This window comes from Enterobacter cloacae complex sp., from assembly GCF_900322725.1.
GTDB lineage: Bacteria > Pseudomonadota > Gammaproteobacteria > Enterobacterales > Enterobacteriaceae > Enterobacter > Enterobacter quasihormaechei.
The window spans coordinates 1,332,574-1,353,001 of record NZ_LT991957.1; the positions used below are offsets into that span (position 1 = coordinate 1,332,574).

The window sequence follows — 20,428 nt, forward strand, 5'->3', positions numbered from 1 at the left end:
CACTCCTAAAATCGGTCCCGACGCTGCCAGAGCAGCAGCAGGAAAAATGGTCCGCCAATCAGTGAAATGACAATGCCTGCCGGCAGCTGCAACGGGAGGAATGCCAGCCGCCCGACGTTATCCGCCAGCAGCACCAGCAGCGCGCCCAGCACGGCGCTTCCCGTCAGCAATGCGGTTTGCCCGCCGCGCAGCAGCAGGCGCGCCATATGCGGCGCAATCAGCCCGACAAAACCTATACTCCCCACGCAGGAGACGCAGGCCGCCGTCAGCACCACGGGCGCAAACACGCGCAGCAGCGCGAGACGTGAGGTGCGCACGCCAAGCCCCGTTGCGGCCTGATTGCCGAGCAAGGCCACGTCCGCGGCGCGCCCGGTAAAAAGCAGCAGGGCAAACGCGGGCAGCGCCCAGGCCGCAGCCATGCCGAGCAAGGTCCAGTTAGCGGCATGCAGGCTTCCGGCCAGCCACAGCATCGCGGTCTGCACGTCGCGCACGTCGGCAGTGGTCATAAAGACGCCCATCGCGGCGGCAAACGTCCACGACACGCCTATGCCGATCAGGATGAATCGCGGACGCGAGATATCGCGGGACAGCGCCACCACCAGCAGTGCGGTGAGTAGCCCACCCGCCATGCCGACCAGCGGACGCCACGCCAGCCCCACTGCCGGAAACTGAAAAATCAGCAGCAGCACCGCCGCGCTACAGCCCTCTTTCACGCCGATGAGTCCGGGATCGGCGAGCCCATTACGGGTGATGGACTGCATGGCTGCCCCCGCCATGCCAAGCATCGCCCCGCACAGCACCCCCATCAGCAGGCGCGGCAGACGGATATCCATCACGATGTAATGCGCATCTGTCGTCAGACGTTCAGGGTAAAACAGCGCACGTCCGATGGCGGAAGCAGGAATGGGCAGCGAGCCGTGCGTCAGGCCAAAACTCAGCAGCAGGAGAGCGGCAAGGGTTAAAACGGTCAGATACCACAGCGCCCTCGGGCGAACCAGCGCCGAGAGGGGCCCGAGGCGTAACGCACGCAGCCCGGCCCGATTCATTTGAACATCCTCGAGGCCATGAAGATAAAGATCGGTGCGCCGACCATGGCGGTCATGACGCCCGTTGCCAGCTCATAGGGCGTAAACAGCGTGCGGGCGGCAATATCCGCCAGCAGCAGAACCAGTGCCCCGCACAGGGCCGAAAGCGGAACCATCACCCGCAGGTCCACCGAAACCAGACGACGCACGAGCTGCGGCACCACGAGCCCGATAAACCCGATCGGCCCGGCAATGGAAACGGCCGCGCCGCACAGCAGGGCAATGGCCAGCAGCGCGAACAGGCGGGTTTTTAAGAGCGACACGCCAAGCCCCTGCGCCATGCTGTCGCCCAGCGCCAGCATGTTCATTGCTGGCGACAGCCAGAGCGCCAGCGCAAAACCCACGGCTGCTACCCCAGCAGCGCTGCGGATAGCGTCTGCATTTAACCCCGCCAAATCTCCCGCCAGCCAGGTCCGCATGGCGAGCAGCGTCTGTTCATCCAGAATCAACACGGTGGCGGTAATCGACGAGGCAAACGCCGACATCGCCACGCCGCACAGCGTGACCTTCATCGGCGTGAGCCCGGTACGCCCGGATGAGGAAAACATCAGCACCAGCAGAAACAGCACGGCGGCGCCTGCGCAGGCAATCAGCGGCCGCCCAAACGGCAGTGACAGCCCGAGGGCGCTGGTCAGCACAACCGCCAGCGCTGCCCCGGCATTTAGCCCCAGGATGTGCGGTTCACCGAGCGGATTGCGGATCGCCGACTGCAACAGCACGCCCGCGACGCCGAGCGCGGCGCCCGTCACCATGGCGGCGCACAGGCGTATCAAGCGCAGCCTGACGATCACGTTATGGTCAAAATTGCGCGGATCGAAGTGGAAGAATGCCTCCACCACCGTTCGCGGAGCGATAACGCGCGCGCCAATGCCCAGGTGGGCAATCGCACCGGCCCCCAGCAGCAACGTGAACAGGATGAAAGCCAGAGACGTGCGCATCATGATTTGTCGGCCGCCTGACGAAACGGCATAAAAAAGGGCTTACCGGTCAGCGGATTAACAGACATATGCACATCAACATCAAACACCGATTTAATGAGCGCCGGCGTGCAGGTGTCGCCTTCGTGCAATACGCCCTCGACTTTCCCCTGACGTAAAAAGACCAGCGAATCACCGTAGTTTACGGCGAAGTTGAGATCGTGCAGTACCACTACCACCGTGCGTCCGTGCCGGCGCGTGAGCGTATGCAGCAGTTCGAGGATCTCTACCTGATAGCGAAGATCGAGGTAAGTGGTCGGCTCATCAAGCAGGATATACGGCGTTTGCTGTGCCAGCGCCATCGCGATCCAGCAGCGCTGGCGCTGGCCGCCGGACAGGCTTTCCACGGGCAAATCGGCAAACGCCGCCGTGCCCGTCAAACATAACGCCTCTTCCACGGCCCGCTCATCTTCCTCGCTCCACTGGCGCATAAGGTTCTGCCAGGGAAAACGCCCGCGCGAGACCAGCTCAAATACGGTTAACCCTTCCGGCAGCAGCGGAGACTGCGGCAGGATGCCGAGCTGCCGGGCAACCGCTTTAGTGGGCTGCGCGTGGATGGCTTTGCCGTCCAGCACCGCGCTGCCGCCAAGCGGCTGGAGCAGACGCGCGATGGTGCTCAGCAGCGTGGATTTTCCACAGCCGTTCGCCCCCACCAGAACGGTTATTTTCTGCTGGGGGATCGTGAGGGAGATATCATCAACGATGATTTTTTTCTGGTAACCCGCTGAAAGGTTCTTCAGAACCAGACCCGAGGTTGTCGTGTTGTGAGCCACGTGAATGCCAACGTAATAAAAATAAAACTCATTCTCTTTTAAGAAGTTTGCCGCTGCGCCGTGTAGTAGTCAAGCCATGTAAAGCCCTAAAAAAACCAGGGGTGAATGCATAACACAACACAGTCATCAAGAAGTATTTTTTGTTTTAATTCATAAAGTTAAATATCGTAAGTCGCGCTAAATAGCCGCGATAACTCGCTGTAGTCGATTTTTTCTTTTTTTCATTTACTACTACATTTGCTCATGTTTGAATGATTCTCAATTACAAGTTCGATGCCATTCAGGCTAACGAACAGACCGTAAGGGCAATGACTCACACATTTCTCCGCGAGCCTTCACTCGCCGGATTTTTCGGGATAACAGATTTAATGGCTAAATTCACACCTTCATTCTCTGGGATAAAAGGGCGCGCGCTCTTTTCACTGGTGTTTATGGCTCCCCTGGTACATGCAGCGGCAAAAGACGGCGACACCCTGACCGTTACCGCCGATCCGAATGCTACCCTTGACGCTACCAGCGGCTACCAGCCCCTCAACACCTCCACCGCCACGCTAACCAACATGCCGATGCTGGACATCCCGCAGGTGGTGAACACGGTTAGCGACAAAGTGCTGGAAGATCAACACGCGACGACGCTCGACGAGGCGCTGTATAACGTCAGCAACGTGGTGCAGACCAACACCCTGGGCGGCACGCAGGATGCCTTTGTGCGCCGCGGTTTTGGCGCGAACCGCGACGGGTCGATCATGACCAACGGCCTGCGTACCGTGCTGCCACGCAGCTTTAACGCGTCAACCGAGCGCGTGGAAGTGCTGAAAGGTCCAGCCTCAACGCTGTACGGGATCCTCGACCCCGGCGGGCTGATTAACGTGGTGACCAAACGCCCGGAGACCCACTTTGGCGGCACGCTATCAGCTACCTCCTCGAGCTTTGGCGGCGGCACCGGGCAGTTCGATGTCACCGGCCCGATTGAAGGCACGCGCCTGGCGTATCGCCTGACGGGTGAATATCAGGACGAAGATTACTGGCGCAATTTTGGCACCGAGCGCAGCACTTTTATCGCCCCGTCGCTGACCTGGTTCGGCGATGATGCCACCGTGACGGCGCTCTATTCGCATCGCGACTATAAGACGCCGTTCGATCGCGGGACAATTTTCGATCTCAACACTAAGCAGCCGGTAAACGTGGATCGCAAAACGCGCTTTGACGAGCCGTTTAACGTTACTGACGGGCAGTCCGATCTCGCTCAGCTCAACGCGGAATATCGCCTCAACGGCCAGTGGACCGCGAAGTTCGACTACAGCTTTAGTCAGGACAAATACAGCGATAACCAGGCGCGCGTAATGGCCTACGATTCAAAAACCGGCAACCTGACTCGCCGTGTGGATGCCACGCAGGGATCGACCCAGCGGATGCACACCACCCGCGCGGATCTTCAGGGGAACGTGGATATCGCAGGCTTCTACAATGAGATCCTGACCGGCATCTCGTATGAGAATTACGACCTGCTGCGCACGGATATGATCCGCTGCAAGAACGTTAAAGGTTTCAATATTTACAACCCGACGTATGGCGATATTGGCAAGTGCACCACCGTTTCAGCCTCCGACAGCGACCAGACCATCAGGCAGGAGAGCTACTCCGCCTATGCACAGGACGCGCTGTACCTGACCGATAAATGGATTGCCGTTGCCGGTCTGCGCTACCAGTATTACACCCAGTACGCGGGCAAAGGCCGTCCGTTTAACGTGAACACCGACAGCCGCGACGACCAGTGGACGCCGAAGCTGGGCCTGGTTTACAAGCTCACGCCTGCGGTCTCTTTATTTGCCAACTATTCCCAGACGTTTATGCCGCAATCGTCGATTGCGAGCTACATCGGCAACCTGCCACCAGAGACGTCAAATGCCTATGAAATCGGCGCTAAGTTCGACCTGTTTGACGGAATTACGGCCAATATCGCTCTGTTTGATATTCACAAGCGCAACGTGCTGTATACCGAGAGCGTGGGTGACGAAACCGTGGCTAAAACCGCAGGCCGCGTGCGCTCGCAGGGCGTGGAGGTGGATCTCGCCGGATCGCTTACGGAGAACACCAACATTATCGCGAGCTATGGCTATACCGACGCGAAAGTGCTGGAAGATCCGGACTACGCGGGCAAACCGCTGCCGAACGTGCCTCGCCATACCGGCTCCCTGTTCCTGACGTACGATATTCACAATGCGTTTGCCGGGAATACGCTGACAATTGGCGGCGGCGGGCACGGCGTGAGCCGTCGTTCAGCAACCAACGGTGCGGATTATTATCTGCCGGGCTATTTCGTGGCGGATGCATTTGCGGCGTACAAAATAAAGCTGCAATATCCGGTGACGCTACAGGTGAACGTGAAGAACCTGTTTGATAAGACCTACTACACGTCGTCGATTGCGACCAACAACCTGGGCAATCAGATTGGCGATCCGCGTGAAGTGCGGTTTACGGTGAAGATGGCGTTTTAATAAGAACGGCCCGGTGGCGATACCCTCTACCGGGCCTGGACTTTTAACAGGAAAAATCTTAATTGCCCCAATAGCGAACAACCTCCACATTTCAATTAATTCTTTATTCGGAATAAGCCGCGCTGAAATAGTAAAAGCTTCCTTAATCCTGGCTCCAAATTCTTAAATCCAGCCTTTTGCTATATCGTTCTTATGCGCTGTTGATTACTATATTGCCCCTCAGGTAGAAGGAGTCAGTGAAGCCACCAAAAGGACAAGCGGTAGTATGATTTCGATTTTGCTTGCAGACGATCATCCAGCAATTTGTTTTGCTTTAAAGGTACTGCTGGAGAAACATGGAGATATGGTCGTCAGTACCTCTACAGGTGAAAAACTGCTGTCCCAGCTGCATCAGCAGCGTCCGGACTTATTAATTCTGGATCTCGAACTTAAGCACGCCGATGGCCTCGACCTGTTGCCCCGAATTAAACAACACTTCCCGGAACTTAAAATCCTGATCTTTACCAGCCAGTCAGCAGGGTTATATGCGCTGAGAACGCTCCAGGCCGGGGCGCAGGGCTTTATCAATAAAAATATGCCGCTGGAAAACGTTGAGCCACTGTGCCGGCTTATTATGACGGGCTATCAATGTTTTCCCGAAGGGACGCTGTTCAAAGCCGCCAGCATCAATGAAAAAAGCGATGCGCCTGAATCACTCTCAAGCCGCTTCTCGGATCGTGAAATGGCCGTTCTCAATTACCTGAAACAGGGCAAGAGTAACAAAGAGATTGCCGATCTCCTGATGCTCAGCAATAAAACCATTAGCACCTATAAAACCCGGATGCTGCAAAAATGTGGCTGCGACGATCTCAATCAGCTCATTTCGCTGATCTTCAGAGAGTCTGATAATGAGAATACTTAGCGGACTGCTGCTGTTGCTCGTCGCGTTTATGGCTCAAGGTGCGACGGCGCAAGAACCTCTTAAGCTTCTCTCCCGCAGCATGGAGACGATTGCCGACCCGGGGCTCAGCGCAAGCGAATGGCGCTGGCTGCGTGAACACCGCAAGATCCGCCTGGCCGTCTGGCTGCCGATGTCGCCGCCCTATGACATTACCACCGGCCTGAATGATTACGGTGGCATCAATGCCGATTTCATCGGTCTGGCGGCGGATAACCTGGGCGTCGAAATAGAGGTGATTCGCTACCCAAACTATCAGGCTGCACTGGAAGCGTTACGCGCAGGGGAAGCCGATTTCATCGCGCAGGCCAGCGATAACCAGCATCATCAGGGGCTGATACTGAGCCACCCTTACAGCCCAAATTCTGCCGTTGAAGTGGTCAATAACGAAGCCACACAGGATGATGCGGTCAGAAAGATTGCCATCGCGCCGGGCTACGATCCTCAACGCGTCCTGGAGCGCTACCCGAACGCGGAGATCGTCCCCTTCTATTCACCACGCCACGCGCTGGAAGCACTCGCGTTTCGAAAAATCGACCTTTTCTTTTGCGATGGCGTCACCGCTCGCTATCTGGTGAACCAGTCCAACATCAGCAACTTACTTATTCGCCCTCTCGACACCCCCTTCCCCGTGTCAGGATTTTCCTTTGCGGCAATGCCAAAGATGCACATCTGGATCACGGTGCTGAATAACTTTCTGGCCGCGTTACCGGAAAGTGCGAGCGTAGAGATACACCGTCGGTGGAATGGCGGCATCCCGCTTTCACTCAGCGAGCAGAAACCGGTCTTTACGTCGCTGGAGAAGAAATGGATTGATGAGCACAAACGTATACGGGTGGCAGTGGCCGAGGATAACCCACCGATTGCCTTTTTTGATAAAGGCGGCAAGATGCGTGGCATTATTGCCGATGTCCTGACCGCATTACAGCTTCGCACCGGGTTTACCTTTGTTATCCAGCGTTTTCCTACCCAAAGGGCGGCCCTGGCGTCGGTAAAAGCGGGAAAATCGGATTTGGTTGCAGGCGTGACGCAGGGGGATATCTGGCGCACCGATTTACTGACCACCCGCACCTGGCTCTATAACTCCTGGGTGATGGTCGGACAAGCGCACTCAGTTCCTGGCGCGGTGAGTCCCGGCGTACTCAGCCTGGACGGGCAGTCGCCCGAAGAGTGGTTACGTAAGCAGAGCGGGGGCCAAACGGAAAAGGTCGACACCTGGCGACAGGGGCTTAACCGCATTGTTCACAGTAACGACAAAATGATGGCCATGCCGCTGATCGTCGCCAATACGCTCCTGGCGAATAAAGAGTATGCCGCGCTCCGTATTCTGGGAAGCATCGACATCGACCCAATGCGATTTTCGTTCGGGGCGTCCCGCCAGTCCTGGCCTTTGATCACCATTCTCAATAAAGCGCTCATTAATATTCCGCCGGAGGATCTCCATGCCCTGACCCGTGGCGGAAATGCGGGTAACAGCTTCACGTCGACAGGACCAAAACAGGTCGCGCTGAGCACGGTAATGAGCGTCGGAGTGGCAATCGCGTTCCTTCTCTGCCTCGCCGCCGCGTGGGGTTATCGTCGCCATCTGCACTATCAGCAGCGCATGCTGAAAATCATTTCGGCCCAGCGACAATCCAGGAAACTTGCGCACCGCGCCAGCCGTGCGAAGAGCGTGTTTCTGACAACCATGAGCCACGAGATACGCACACCGATCGGCGCCATCATGGGGATGCTGGAGCTCGTGATGAAACGCCCTGGCGATACCCAGCAAAACCGCCAGTCCGTGCAGGTGGCGTGGGATGCCGCCCAGGCCCTGCTGGATTTGATCGGCAACATACTCGATGTGTCGCGTATCGAATCTGGCCGCCTGGTGCTTCGCCCCGAGCGTTCCTCGCTGCGCAAGCTGATTGAGGAGCCCGCCATGTTGTTCGAAGGCATGGCGGCGCAAAAAGGACTGGCCTTCGTACTGGAACGTGATGCCGAATTGCGGGAGGACGTATTGGTCGATCGCAGCCGTTTCAGGCAGATTCTGGTTAACATCGTCGGAAACGCGATCAAATTCACCGAACGCGGACAGATAACGCTGAGCGTGCAGCTCGACGGACGCGACGAGGGCTATCTGCTGTTGCGTATCACGGTCGTCGATACCGGGGTAGGTATCGACGAGGCCACCCAACAGCGGTTGTTCCAGCCCTTCGCTCAGGGAAACACCCCTAACGTTGCACAGGGGAGCGGGCTGGGCCTTTATATCTGCCGCACGTTAACAATGATGATGGGCGGCAGTTTAGCGATCCACAGCGAGCCTGGACAGGGAACGACGGTCACAGTCTCCCTTAAGCTGCCGATAATGGCAGAACGCCAGGATGTTACTGATATACAGCCTGCGCCCCCGCTTTCTCGCCCCTCCCTGCGCGTTTTGATTGTTGATGATAATCCCGTCGGCAGAATGGTACTCAGCCAGCAGCTGAGCTGGCTTGGTCATCGCGCGATCGACGCCGACAGCTCAGCCTCTGCGCTGGAAGCACTACAGCATGCGCAACCGGATGCGGTGATCACCGATTGCAATATGCCCGGCATGAGTGGGTTTGAGCTGGCTCAGATAATTCATACGAACTACCCCGACATTGTGGTCTTTGGCGCGACCGCTGACGCACGGGAAGTTGTCCGGGAGAGAGCAAGAGAAGCCGGTATGCGCCACTGTCTGTTTAAGCCGATCACCCTCACTATGCTTGCGGAACTGCTGGCCCCCCTGAAGGGATCAGCCCCGATTGCCGAAAGCTCGCAAGGGTCAATAGCGTGCAACCTGCCGCCCGAATTGCTGGAAGGGGATAACCTGCCCCTGTTCCTTTCGCTCCAGATTTCGGTCATTGATGAATCCCTTGCCCACCTGCGCGCCTGGCTCGTGACGCCGGATACCGCTCTGCGTGAGACGCTGCACAAACTGCGCGGCGGGCTGGCGTTACTGGGCGTGCCCGCGTTGATAGCCCGCTGTGAAGCCCAGGAAGCCAACCCGGACCGCGACGGGATCCACCAGCTGTTAGCTGAACTTGAGCAGCTACGCGCCGCGTTACAGCGTTGGTACGATTCAGGACGACAACCTTAATCCACGTCCTACATGCGTTGAGGACGCGTCTGCATCGTTTTGGCTATCCGCGTTGCAGTACTCTTTTGTTCACAGGAGATTGCCGGAGCATCCGTTCAGGCAATACATCAACAAAGGAGAAAGACTATGAAGAAATTAGTTTCCGTTCTGTCTGTCGTTGCAGCTGTTGGTATGTTCGCAACAGCATCAGCACATGCCGCTGAAAGCTGTGCTGCTAAAAGCGCTGCGCTGGAAAAAGAGATTAAAATTGCCCAGCAGTACGGCAATATCTACAAAGTGAATGGCCTGAAAAAAGCTCTGGCAGAAGTCAAAGCCCACTGTACTAATGCAAGCGTTCTGGCTGATGCCCAGAAAGACGTGCGTAAGCTGGAGAAAAAACTGGCTGAAAAACGTGGCGACGTTGCTGAAGTTCAGGCCGATCTGGCAGAAGCTAAAGCGAAGGGTGATGCTAAGAAGATCGCCAAGTACCAGAGAAAACTGGCAGAAAAACAGGCCGATCTGCGTGAAATTCAGCAGGAGCTGAATCAGGCTCGTGCTGAGCTGGCTGCCCTCAATAAATAAGCCATAGCGAGCTTAATCGTGGGCAGCAAAAGCTGCCCACGATGTTAACGCAGATGCAGATCCACCATGCAATTCGAGTGATGGTGCTGTTACTGACAGCAAACGCTGCGTCTGCAAATGAAAAGACATGGGTTATTCTTAATAACGACTATAAAGGCTCAATCTTTCTGGATTTTCACTCCGGTAAACCCTGCCTGACGCGTCCTCTCCTTGAAGAGTGGGGCGTAAAATCCTCCGTGCTTGACAGGCTTCACTGGGACACCAGGGCATGTCTGAGCGCCGACTCGGCGAACGCCTTCGACCTCCAGTCCTGGTATCGTCCGGATGCCAGCCTGCTCACGCTTTTATTTCCCCAGGAGGCGTTTAATCCGCAGCAAAACGGGGTCAGTACCAGCCGCTGGGATGATGGAATTAATGCCCTGTTTGTTAACTACCGGCTGGACGTCAATAACCAACGTGCGCAGTACCGTTGGGATACGCCGGGCACCGATGCAACGCTCGTGCTGGAAAACGGCCTCAACGTCGGACCATGGCGCATGCGCTACCAGAATACATTCTGGCGAGAGGCGGACCGCCAGCACGGCTCTTACAGCAATTCAGCCTCTGTCTGGCGCAGTATCACGTCTATGCGATCCCGGCTTAACCTTGGCGACGGTTACACCTCATCGAACCTGTTCGACAGTATGTCCTATCGGGGGATTTCCCTGGCCAGCGATGAGGCGATGTTCCCGGATAGCTGGCGGCCCTATTCGCCGCTGATTAACGGCTATGCGCGCAGCGAAGCAGAAGTCACGCTTCGCCAGAACGGCGAGCGCGTCTATCGCATTCACGTCCCACCGGGGCCCTTCGTTATCCGTGATTTTTATCCACCAGATTTACAGGGCAACCTTGAGCTGACGATTCAGGAGAGCGACGGGAGCGAGCGTACCCGGTCCATTCCGTACTCGATCATGCCCAATCTGGTGCAGTATAAAATGTTCAGTTACGAGCTGGTCGCCGGGCGTTATAAACCCTTTCACGGCGTGGAGCTGGATAAAGATCGTTTCTGGCAGAGCACGCTCTCCTGGGGCGTCGCCCCGCGCGCTACCGTTTTTGGTGGCATACAGCAGGGCGAAAATTACTTCAGCCATGTTGTGGGTTTGGGCGGCAATATGGGCAAATGGGGAGCGTTGTCTGCGGATGTACGTAACGCCCGTTACCGCCAGCAGGGCAAAGCGCTCAGCGGCAGCGTCGGGCGAATGCGTTATGCCAAAACATTTTTCCAAACCGAAACCAGCCTTAACGCCCAGCTTCAGTGGTACCCACGCGGTAGCCAGTATCGTTCGCTTGAGGAGCGGTTAAACCGCGCCTCGGTGCTGGCCTGGGGTTTCGATGATGACACCACTCAGCGTGCCCTTGAGGGCCAGATTGAGCTGACGCAAAACTTCGATGAAAACTCGAGTCTGAGCCTCTCGTGGCGCTGGCTGAAATCACGCGCTCGCGAGGCGGGCAGTAACAGCCTCACCCTGAGCCTTGACGCCAGCTGGGAGGACGTCGATTTTTCGCTTTATGGCGGCTATGACCGCTACGGCGACACTGCCCCTGAATCAACGCTGGGGTTTAACATCAGCATCCCCTTCAGCATTGGAAGCCATTTTACCAATGTGGGACTGGTTTCTGACCTCGCCAGCCGAAACAAGAATACCCATGGAATCAACGTCAATGGCTCGCTACTGGATGATTATAGCCTGCGTTATGACGTGACGGCGGAGCATAGCGAACACGGGAACGATGCCCTGAAAAGCAGTATCGGCTATCAGTACAACAGCGGGGAGCTGAACGTCAGTATGACCCGCAGCGGCACGCAACGTGATTATCATGGAGACGTCAGCGGCAGCGTGCTGTTATATCAGGAGGGGGTTGTCCTGGGCCAGACGCTGGGAAGTACTGCGGCACTGGTTCAGGTGCCAGGTTCGGCGAAGATTGGATTTTATAACCAGTTCGGTTCGACCACCAACGCAGAGGGCGATCTGCTGGTGAGTTACCTCACTCCCTGGCGAGTAAACCGCATCACGGTTGACAGCCTCAGCCTGCCTGAAGGGACTGATATGGATGTGAATGAGCTGGAGACCGTCCCCACCGACGGCGCAATTGTTAATCTGCGTTTTTTGAAACCGGAAAAGACAGCGTTTCGCTGACGGGATTATGGCGCAATGCCCCGGTGCCCGGCGATCCCTCAGCCACCTGGGAGGCTGAGGGCCAGTACATCAGGCTTCAATATCCGCCATATCGCCTTTCTCCTGTAGCCAGTTACGTCGGTCTTCAGAACGTTTCTTGGCCAGCAGCATGTCCATCACGGCGTTGGTTTGCTGTTCGTCTTCATCGCTGATGGTCAGCTGCACCAGACGGCGGGTGTTCGGATCCAGCGTGGTTTCACGCAGCTGCATCGGGTTCATCTCGCCCAGCCCCTTAAAGCGCTGCACGTTCGGTTTGCCCTTCTTGCGTTTGAGCTGCTCCAGCACGCCCGCTTTCTCTTCTTCCGTCAGCGCATAGTAAACTTCTTTGCCGAGGTCGATACGGTACAGCGGCGGCAGCGCCACGTGGACGTGACCGTTTTTCACCAGCGTGCGGAAGTGCTTAACGAACAGCGCACAGAGCAGCGTGGCGATGTGCAGCCCATCGGAGTCCGCATCCGCGAGAATGCAGATCTTGCCGTAGCGCAGCTGGCTCAGATCTTCGCTGTCCGGATCGATGCCGATCGCCACGGAGATGTCGTGCACTTCCTGCGAGGCCAGCACTTCATCGGACGAGACTTCCCAGGTGTTCAGGATCTTACCCTTGAGCGGCATGATCGCCTGATATTCACGATCGCGCGCCTGCTTGGCCGATCCGCCCGCCGAGTCCCCTTCCACGAGGAACAGCTCGGTGCGGTTGAGATCCTGCGCGGTACAGTCCGCCAGCTTGCCCGGCAGCGCGGGGCCGCTGGTCAGCTTTTTACGCACCACTTTCTTCGCCGCACGCAGACGACGCTGGGCGCTGGAGATGGCCATTTCAGCCAGCATCTCAGCAGCCTGAACGTTCTGGTTCAGCCACAGGGTAAACGCATCTTTCACCACGCCGGAAACGAACGCCGCGCACTGGCGCGACGACAGACGCTCTTTAGTCTGACCGGCAAACTGCGGATCCTGCATCTTCACGGAAAGCACGTAGGCGCAGCGGTCCCAGATATCTTCTGCGGAAAGCTTCACGCCGCGCGGCAGAATGTTGCGGTATTCGCAGAACTCGCGCATCGCATCCAGCAGACCCTGACGCAGGCCGTTGACGTGCGTACCGCCGAGCATGGTTGGGATCAGGTTGACGTAGCTTTCGGTCAGCAGCTCGCCGCCTTCCGGCAGCCACAGCAGCGCCCAGTCCACCGCCTCGGTGTCGCCTTCGAAATTACCGACGAACGGTTTTTCCGGCAGGGTCGGCAGGCCGTTAACCGCTTCGCTCAGGTAGTCGTTGAGACCCTTTTCGTAGCGCCAGCTCTGCTCGGTGTTGTTAACGTGATCCTTAAAGGTAATTTCCACGCCGGGGCACAGCACCGCTTTGGCTTTTAGCAGGTGCGACAGGCGAGAAACGGAAAAACGTGGGCTGTCGAAGAAGCTTTCGTCAGGCCAGAAGTGGACGCTGGTGCCGGTGTTGCGCTTACCGCACGTCCCGACGACCTGCAAATCCTGTACCTTTTCGCCGTTTTCAAACGCGATGTTATAGACCTGACCGTCACGACGGACGTTCACTTCCACGCGCTTCGACAGGGCGTTAACCACGGAGATCCCCACGCCGTGCAAACCGCCGGAGAACTGGTAGTTTTTGTTGGAGAACTTACCGCCCGCGTGCAGACGGCAGAGAATCAGCTCAACGGCAGGGACGCCCTCTTCCGGGTGAATATCCACCGGCATGCCGCGACCGTCGTCGATGACTTCCAGCGACTGATCGGCGTGCAGGATAACGTCCACGCGTTTGGCATGGCCTGCCAGCGCTTCGTCCACACTGTTATCAATTACTTCCTGGCCCAGGTGGTTTGGGCGCGTCGTATCGGTGTACATCCCCGGGCGGCGGCGAACCGGCTCAAGCCCGGTGAGTACCTCAATGGCATCAGCGTTATAGGTTTGCGTCATGATTTAAACTAGCAATTCGCATTGATTGTCAGTGGCTGTGCAGTCCAAGAAAATCGACAATCTGGGTGAAATGATCTTCAAAGCCCGTGAAAGCATGGTTTCCGCCCTCCTCTACAGTCTGGCGGCAGGATGCGTAATACGCCACTGCCTGGCGGTAATCCAGCACTTCATCTCCCGTCTGTTGCAGCAGCCAGATAAGATCGGGCGCTTCAAGCGGGTCGACCTGCATAACTTTGAGATCGTAAATATGGCGTGACTCTAGCACATATTGTTGGCCGGTGTAGGGGTTCTCGTTTTCACCGAGAAAGTCCCTTAACAGCTCAAATGGCCGGACCGCCGGGTTGACGACGACAGCGGGCAACATAAAGCACTGCGACAGCCAGGTGGCGTAGTAGCCGCCGAGCGACGACCCGACAACGCCAAACGATTCGCCGCCGTGTTCAAGCACAATCGATTCCAGCATCTCTGCCGCATCCGCCGGATAGGGGGGCAGCTGTGGAATAATCATCTCCACGTGCGGATGATGTTCGCTCAGCCACTGGCGAAACTGCGTCGCCTTTGCGGAACGCGGTGAACTGTTAAACCCATGGAGGTAAAGGAGCGTTGACATCAGTAGCCTTCTGAAGCGGTATCCGGGCGGAATTCAGCCCCGGCCAGACGGCAAACTTCGGTGGTCAGCGTGCCGTCGGCATGCAGTTCCAGCCAGCGCCAGCCCGGCGCGATGGTATCCAGCGTGAAGTTGGCGCAATGCGGCTTAAACTGCACGCAGGTGGATGGCGTCGCGAGCAGGCGGCGACCGTTCCAGTCGAGATCCTGCTCCTGGTGAATGTGCCCGCACAGCAAATGCTTCACGCGCGGGAATTTCGCCAGCACGCTGTCCAGCGCCGCTGAATTGCGCAAGCTGTGCTGATCGAGCCAGCTACAGCCTGCCGGCAGCGGATGATGATGCAGTAGCAGCAGCGTATTGCGATCCGGCTCGGCGGCCAGTTTTGTCTCCAGCCAGTCAAGCTGATAGTCGCTCAACTCACCGTGCGGAACGCCAAACACCTGGCTGTCGAGGAGCAGAATTTGCCACTGGTCCCCCACAAAGACACATTTTGCCGGTGAAATCCCCGCGTCCTGAAGCGAACTGTACATGGCGGGCTGAAAATCGTGGTTGCCGGGTAGCCAGACGCAAGGCACGCTAAAGCTCGCAATCCCTTCAGCGAAATGCTGATAGGCTGCGGAAGATTGATCCTGCGCCAGATCGCCCGTCGCGACGATCAGATCGCATGGCCGGTTTTCAGCATGAATTGCGCTAAGCACCGCCTGATAACTCTCCCAGGTGTTCACGCCCAGCAGCGTTTCATGCTTTTCGGCAAAAAGGTGGGTGTCGGTGATTTGTAATATCCTGACTGGCGCCCCACCAGCAACAGTCAGGTTCAACAGGCTTTCCAAATGGTGTCCTTAGGTAGGTTTATGACGCTAACAAACCGGAATCGCCATTGCTCCATGTGCTAAACAATATCTTAGCCAGTCGGCTAAAAACTGGTTAATTTGATGCTTTTCGTCGCGTTGATGCAACTTTTTATTCGGGTAATCATACCGCGCTTTAAAGCGAAAGATCTGCTGGCTTGAACACACTTCAGCGACCATCGCATCGTGATAAAGACGTACCGTCATCGACGGCAGGCTCCAGTAGCTGATTTTCGGCGCCGTTTGCTCAATTTCCACCAGCGTAGTGTAGCGCGTTGATTCTGTTATCGTTAACCGATACTGGGCGTTGCTCACCTGATAGCTCACCGTTTCGCCGGGTGCGTCGTTTCGCGGCAGCAGGCGGCGCAGCTGTGCAAAATTGGTTTCGCACAGGCGCATCATTTCTGGGAAGTCAGGCGTATAGCGCTTCATTTTTTCCACTCGTTTCGTAAACTCTGATAGTGCAGTTGCAGCCATTGCAGGGCAATGACAGACGCTGCGTTGTCGATTTTCCCCTCTTCTACCCATTGGTAAGCCTGCTCCCGACTCACCACATGAACCCGAATATCTTCGTTTTCATCTGCCAGACCGTGGATCCCTTCCGCCGTCGTGGCGTCCACTTCGCCCACCATAATAGATGAACGTTCCGTTGTGCCGCCCGGGCTTGCCAGGTAGCTCAACACCGGTTTCGTCCGCCCCACCACCAGGCCCGCTTCTTCCAGCGCCTCGCGGCGAGCGACGTCCTCGACCGACTCACCTTCTTCAATCATCCCGGCCACCATTTCCAGCAGCCACGGGGTTTCGCTGGTATCATAAGCCGCAATGCGAACCTGCTCGACCAGCACAACTTCATCACGCACTGGGTCAAAGGGTAGCAACACAGCCGCATGCCCGCGCTCAAAAATTTCGCGTTTGATCTCACCGCTCATTTCACCGTTAAACAGACGATGCCTGAAACGGTAAAGTTCCATTGAAAAAAAACCGCTATAAAGCGTTTCTCGTGCAATAATTTCTACATCGTTTTTGGCGAAGGTGACAGGCACGTTTTCTGGTTTTTGCATCGGTCAAGTCCTGGTAGCAATGGTGATGAAATTGTGAATTTCAAGGCTGTTTGGCTGCCGTTTGTATGGCTATATGGTAGATTGGAGCAAATTACCGCCAGATGGCACGTTACGCCAACCTTTTGGTGTGGATGATTCTGTTAGAATCGGCAATTATTTTTAATTAGATCAGCGCTAATACTGCTTCACAACAAGGAATGCAAATGAAGAAATTGCTCCCCATCCTTATCGGCCTGAGCCTGACGGGCTTCAGTGCAATGAGCCAGGCAGAGAACCTGTTACAGGTCTACCAGCAGGCACGTCTGGGCAACCCTGATTTACGTAAATCAGCGGCCGATCGTGATGCTGCGTTTGAAAAGATTAACGAAGCACGTAGCCCACTGCTGCCGCAGTTAGGCTTAGGTGCAGATTATACCTACACTAACGGTTTTCGCGATAACAACGGCATCGACTCGAATGCCACCAGCGCCTCTTTACAGCTTACACAGACTCTGTTCGATATGTCCAAATGGCGTGAACTGAGTTTGCAGGAAAAGAGTGCGGGCATTCAGGATGTCACCTATCAGACCGATCAGCAAACGCTGATCCTGAATACCGCGACCGCGTATTTCCAGGTACTGAGCGCGATTGACGCCCTCTCCTACACCGAAGCGCAGAAGCAGGCGATTTACCGTCAGTTAGATCAAACCACCCAGCGTTTCAACGTGGGTCTGGTGGCGATCACTGACGTGCAGAACGCCCGTTCACAGTACGATACCGTACTGGCTAACGAAGTGACCGCACGTAACAACCTCGACAACGCGCTGGAAGCTCTGCGCCAGGTCACCGGTAACTACTATCCTGAGCTGGCCTCTCTGAACGTGGACAGCTTCAAGACGGACAAACCGCAGGCGGTAAACGCCCTGCTGAAAGAAGCGGAAAACCGCAACCTGACCCTGTTGCAGGCACGCCTTAGCCAGGATCTGGCACGCGAGCAGATCCGCCTTGCACAGGACGGCCACCTGCCAACCCTGAGCCTGAGCGCCTCAACCGGCGTATCGGATACCAGCTACAGCGGCTCTAAAACGACGTCTCAGGCCTATGATGACAATAACATTGGTCAGAACAAAGTGGGCCTGAGCTTCTCCCTGCCGCTGTACCAGGGCGGGATGGTTAACTCCCAGGTTAAACAGGCGCAGTACAACTTTGTTGGCGCAAGCGAGCAGCTGGAAAGCGCGCACCGCAACGTGGTGCAAACCGTGCGTTCTTCCTTTAACAACGTGAACGCGTCTATCAGCAGCATCAACGCCTACAAACAGGCCGTTGTCTCTGCGCAAAGCTCTCTTGACGCGATGGAAGCGGGCTACTCCGTCGGTACGCGTACCATTGTTGACGTGTTAGACGCAACGACCACGCTGTATAACGCTAAGCAGCAGCTCTCCAGCGCACGTTACCAGTACCTGATTAACCAGCTGAACATCAAGCAGGCTCTGGGTACGCTGAACGAGCAGGATCTGCAAATGCTGAACAGCACGCTGGGTAAACCGGTTTCCACGTCGCCTGACAGCGTCGCGCCGGAAAACCCAGAGCAGGATGCCGCGGTTGATAACTTCAACGCTAACGGCAGCATGCCAGCAGCGCAGCCAGCGGCAGCGCGTAGCACCGCACCTGCAAGCAGCGGTTCTAACCCGTTCCGTAACTAAGCATTGCCCGATGGCGCTTCGCTTATCGGGCCTACTGAATCGTAGGCCGGGTAAGCGCAGTGTATGACCGGATACATAGGTGACAGATCAGACCGGGAACATAGGTAACACATTTTAGTCTATCCGGAGCACACTCTGGGTTTTCCGGTCATAGTACGCAAGCGTTATTCCGTTAAAGATGATGGCCTCAAGGCCATCATCTTGTTCTTCCAGCATGATGTACTCATCCGTCAGCGCTTCACTCAGGAACACCGTCCCCTTTTTCCCCATATAGAGTGTCCCCCTCGATTTCACCCTGTAGACCTTACCTCCTTCCGGATAAGCATAGTCAGGAACACTGCCATCCCAGTGCCGGTTCGAGGGATGCCATACCGTTCCGGGCGTTGCACCCGCCAGGGCTTCATGCGGCCTTTCGTAGTTAAATTCTTCCCGGTAATCACTGAACCACCGCTGTTGTTCTTCCATCGTCATGAAGGTGTTGCCCTGTTTCACTGCACTTTTCAGGGAACGGTGCATTCGCTCATGGCGGCCATTTTCTTCCGGATGACCCTTTCTGATACGCTCCGGCCTGATGCCCAGCTTGATTAGCCAGACGGCAAGGCGACTTAATCCGGCTATTCCTGTTCCCGCGAAGGGCTGACCGTTATCGGTTCTGAGCACTTCCGGCAGACCGTATTCCAGGAACGCATCTGTCAGGCACTGTCTGACGAAGGGCTCACTCTCCCGGTCCGTTCCCCGGCAGCTCAGAAGATACCGGCTGTGATTGTCGGTCAGGGTGAAGGGATGGCAGTACTCTCTGCTCAGCAGCCTGAACTTACCTTTAAAATCAGCGCTCCAGACCTGATTGTTTTCACTGATGATGGTCAGGGGCTGGCGATTGCCCGGGGTTCTGCGTTTTCGCTTTTTATCCGGAACCAGGCCTTCACGCTTGAGGATATCGCCGACAGTGCTGGCAGCAGGTACGGTAAAATCGACATGATGGTTGAGGAGCCACATCCGCAGTTTTTTGGGGCCCCAGTCAGGGTGTTTTTGACGCAGGGCAGTCAGGTGTCCGACGATATAATCGGGAACCGTCCGGGAGTGGGAGCGTGGCGCACGCGACCGGTCAGAGAGAGATGACAGGTCAGAAGGGTCAAACCGCTGAAGCCATTTATAGCCTGTTTTACGGCTGATGCCAAAAAGACGGCAAAGAGCGGAGAAGGAGTCCGTACCTGCATGGCAGGCACGGATAAAATCAAGGCGTTGCATAGGTCGGGTCTCAGTCCAGGGCATAGCGAGTCTCCTCTTCTATGCCAGTTATAACTGTTACCCATGTATCCGGTCTAAAGTGTTACCCATGTTTCCGGTTCATACCGCAGCGCCACCCGGCGCAAAATCCCCCCGAACGTAAGCCAACGTAAAGATCCCCTGCATTTCGCCCCTCTTCGCTTCATTTTCAACCACTCATCCTCTATCCTGAGCGTTATTACCACTGGGTCCCGGAAGACAAATATGAAACGGACAAAAACGATGAATCACGCGTCGTTCCGCAAAAGCTGGAACGCGCGCCACCTGACACCTGTCGCGCTGGCGGTCACTGCCGTCTTTATGCTGGCAGGCTGTGAGCAGAGCGACGAAACGGTCTCGATGTACCAAAACGCCGACGACTGTTCGGCTGCCACCGGTAAAGCCGCCGAATGTACAACGGCCTATAACAACGCCCTGAAAGAAGCGGAACGTACCGCGCCGAAATATGCCTCACGCGAAGACTGTGTCGCTGAATTCGGTGAAGGCCAGTGCCAGCAGGCGCCGGCTCAGGCGGGTATGGCACCGGAAAACCAGGCACAGGCTCAGTCCAGCGGCAGCTTCTGGATGCCGCTGATGGCGGGCTATATGATGGGCCGTCTGATGAGCGGCGGTGCGGGCTATCAGCAGCAGCCGCTGTTTAGCTCCAAAAACCCGAACAGCCCGGCGTACGGTAAATACACCGATGCTACCGGCAAGGGTTACGGCGCAGCAACGCCGGGCCGTACGATGACCGTACCGAAAACCGCGATGGCACCAAAACCCGCAACCACCAGCACCATCACCCGTGGCGGCTTCGGTGAGTCTGTGGCGAAACAAACCACCATGCAGCGTAGTGCGGCCGGCTCTTCGACTCGCTCAATGGGCGGCTAA

The 20,428-nt window shown here is 56.5% G+C and carries 16 protein-coding genes; 7 read left to right on the forward strand and 9 right to left on the reverse strand.

What is annotated here, in order from left to right:
- Positions 1-5: 5 nt before the first annotated feature.
- The 3 genes from DBR02_RS06730 to DBR02_RS06740 are packed head-to-tail and all read right to left on the reverse strand — an operon-like array spanning position 6 to position 2,835.
- Positions 6-1,046 carry a FecCD family ABC transporter permease gene (locus tag DBR02_RS06730; protein ID WP_107533817.1) on the reverse strand — a complete coding sequence of 347 codons (1,041 nt, stop codon included), beginning with the start codon at positions 1,044-1,046 and terminating at the stop codon, positions 6-8.
- Complete coding sequence (locus DBR02_RS06735; RefSeq protein WP_107533818.1) at positions 1,043-2,026, reverse strand: FecCD family ABC transporter permease; 984 nt, start codon at positions 2,024-2,026, stop codon at positions 1,043-1,045. The genes DBR02_RS06730 and DBR02_RS06735 overlap by 4 nt, the downstream gene beginning before the upstream one ends.
- Complete coding sequence (locus DBR02_RS06740; protein ID WP_063451162.1) at positions 2,023-2,835, reverse strand: ABC transporter ATP-binding protein; 813 nt, start codon at positions 2,833-2,835, stop codon at positions 2,023-2,025. Before DBR02_RS06740 ends, DBR02_RS06735 begins: the two co-directional genes overlap by 4 nt.
- A 368-nt stretch (positions 2,836-3,203) precedes the next feature.
- Here DBR02_RS06740 and DBR02_RS06745 point away from each other — a divergent pair, with 368 nt between their 5' ends.
- The 5 genes from DBR02_RS06745 (at position 3,204) to DBR02_RS06765 (ending at position 12,111) form a co-directional block, all read left to right on the forward strand.
- Positions 3,204-5,333 (forward strand): TonB-dependent siderophore receptor, encoded by a 2,130-nt coding sequence (locus DBR02_RS06745; protein WP_107533820.1) that lies wholly within the window; start codon positions 3,204-3,206, stop codon positions 5,331-5,333.
- A gap of 265 nt (positions 5,334-5,598) precedes the next feature.
- Positions 5,599-6,234, forward strand: a complete 636-nt coding sequence (locus DBR02_RS06750; protein WP_107533822.1) for a response regulator transcription factor — start codon at positions 5,599-5,601, stop codon at positions 6,232-6,234.
- Positions 6,221-9,373, forward strand: a complete 3,153-nt coding sequence (locus tag DBR02_RS06755) for an ATP-binding protein (protein WP_107533824.1) — start codon at positions 6,221-6,223, stop codon at positions 9,371-9,373. Before DBR02_RS06750 ends, DBR02_RS06755 begins: the two co-directional genes overlap by 14 nt.
- A gap of 126 nt (positions 9,374-9,499) precedes the next feature.
- On the forward strand, positions 9,500-9,934 hold the full coding sequence (locus DBR02_RS06760; protein WP_063451158.1) for a DUF1090 domain-containing protein: 435 nt from the start codon (positions 9,500-9,502) through the stop codon (positions 9,932-9,934).
- Between the two features lie 41 nt (positions 9,935-9,975).
- Complete coding sequence (locus tag DBR02_RS06765) at positions 9,976-12,111, forward strand: fimbria/pilus outer membrane usher protein (RefSeq protein WP_233157761.1); 2,136 nt, start codon at positions 9,976-9,978, stop codon at positions 12,109-12,111.
- Positions 12,112-12,180: 69 nt separating this feature from the next.
- Here the strand turns inward: DBR02_RS06765 and parE are convergent, their stop codons facing one another.
- Genes parE through nudF form a run of 5 tightly spaced genes read right to left on the reverse strand, consistent with a single transcriptional unit; the run spans position 12,181 to position 16,589 of the window.
- Positions 12,181-14,073, reverse strand: a complete 1,893-nt coding sequence (gene parE / locus DBR02_RS06770) for a DNA topoisomerase IV subunit B (RefSeq protein WP_107533826.1) — start codon at positions 14,071-14,073, stop codon at positions 12,181-12,183.
- Between the two features lie 28 nt (positions 14,074-14,101).
- Positions 14,102-14,683 carry an esterase YqiA gene (gene yqiA / locus DBR02_RS06775; RefSeq protein ID WP_023306967.1) on the reverse strand — a complete coding sequence of 194 codons (582 nt, stop codon included), beginning with the start codon at positions 14,681-14,683 and terminating at the stop codon, positions 14,102-14,104.
- The gene (gene cpdA / locus DBR02_RS06780) at positions 14,683-15,510 is read right to left on the reverse strand and encodes a 3',5'-cyclic-AMP phosphodiesterase (RefSeq protein WP_063867725.1); all 828 of its coding nucleotides are present in this window, start codon (positions 15,508-15,510) and stop codon (positions 14,683-14,685) included. Before cpdA ends, yqiA begins: the two co-directional genes overlap by 1 nt.
- A 27-nt stretch (positions 15,511-15,537) precedes the next feature.
- The gene (locus DBR02_RS06785; RefSeq protein WP_063451153.1) at positions 15,538-15,960 is read right to left on the reverse strand and encodes a DUF1249 family protein; all 423 of its coding nucleotides are present in this window, start codon (positions 15,958-15,960) and stop codon (positions 15,538-15,540) included.
- Positions 15,957-16,589, reverse strand: coding sequence for an ADP-ribose diphosphatase (nudF, locus tag DBR02_RS06790; RefSeq protein ID WP_102751121.1), 633 nt, complete (start codon positions 16,587-16,589; stop codon positions 15,957-15,959). Before nudF ends, DBR02_RS06785 begins: the two co-directional genes overlap by 4 nt.
- A gap of 203 nt (positions 16,590-16,792) precedes the next feature.
- Between nudF and tolC the strand changes: the two genes are divergently transcribed.
- Positions 16,793-18,271: an outer membrane channel protein TolC gene (gene tolC, locus DBR02_RS06795; protein WP_063867721.1), complete on the forward strand. Its 1,479-nt coding sequence runs from the start codon at positions 16,793-16,795 to the stop codon at positions 18,269-18,271.
- Between the two features lie 114 nt (positions 18,272-18,385).
- Here the strand turns inward: tolC and DBR02_RS06800 are convergent, their stop codons facing one another.
- Entirely contained in the window at positions 18,386-19,543 is a 1,158-nt protein-coding gene (locus DBR02_RS06800) for a DDE-type integrase/transposase/recombinase (protein ID WP_107533827.1), read from the reverse strand.
- A gap of 219 nt (positions 19,544-19,762) precedes the next feature.
- Between DBR02_RS06800 and DBR02_RS06805 the strand changes: the two genes are divergently transcribed.
- The gene (locus tag DBR02_RS06805; RefSeq protein WP_063867719.1) at positions 19,763-20,428 is read left to right on the forward strand and encodes a DUF1190 family protein; all 666 of its coding nucleotides are present in this window, start codon (positions 19,763-19,765) and stop codon (positions 20,426-20,428) included.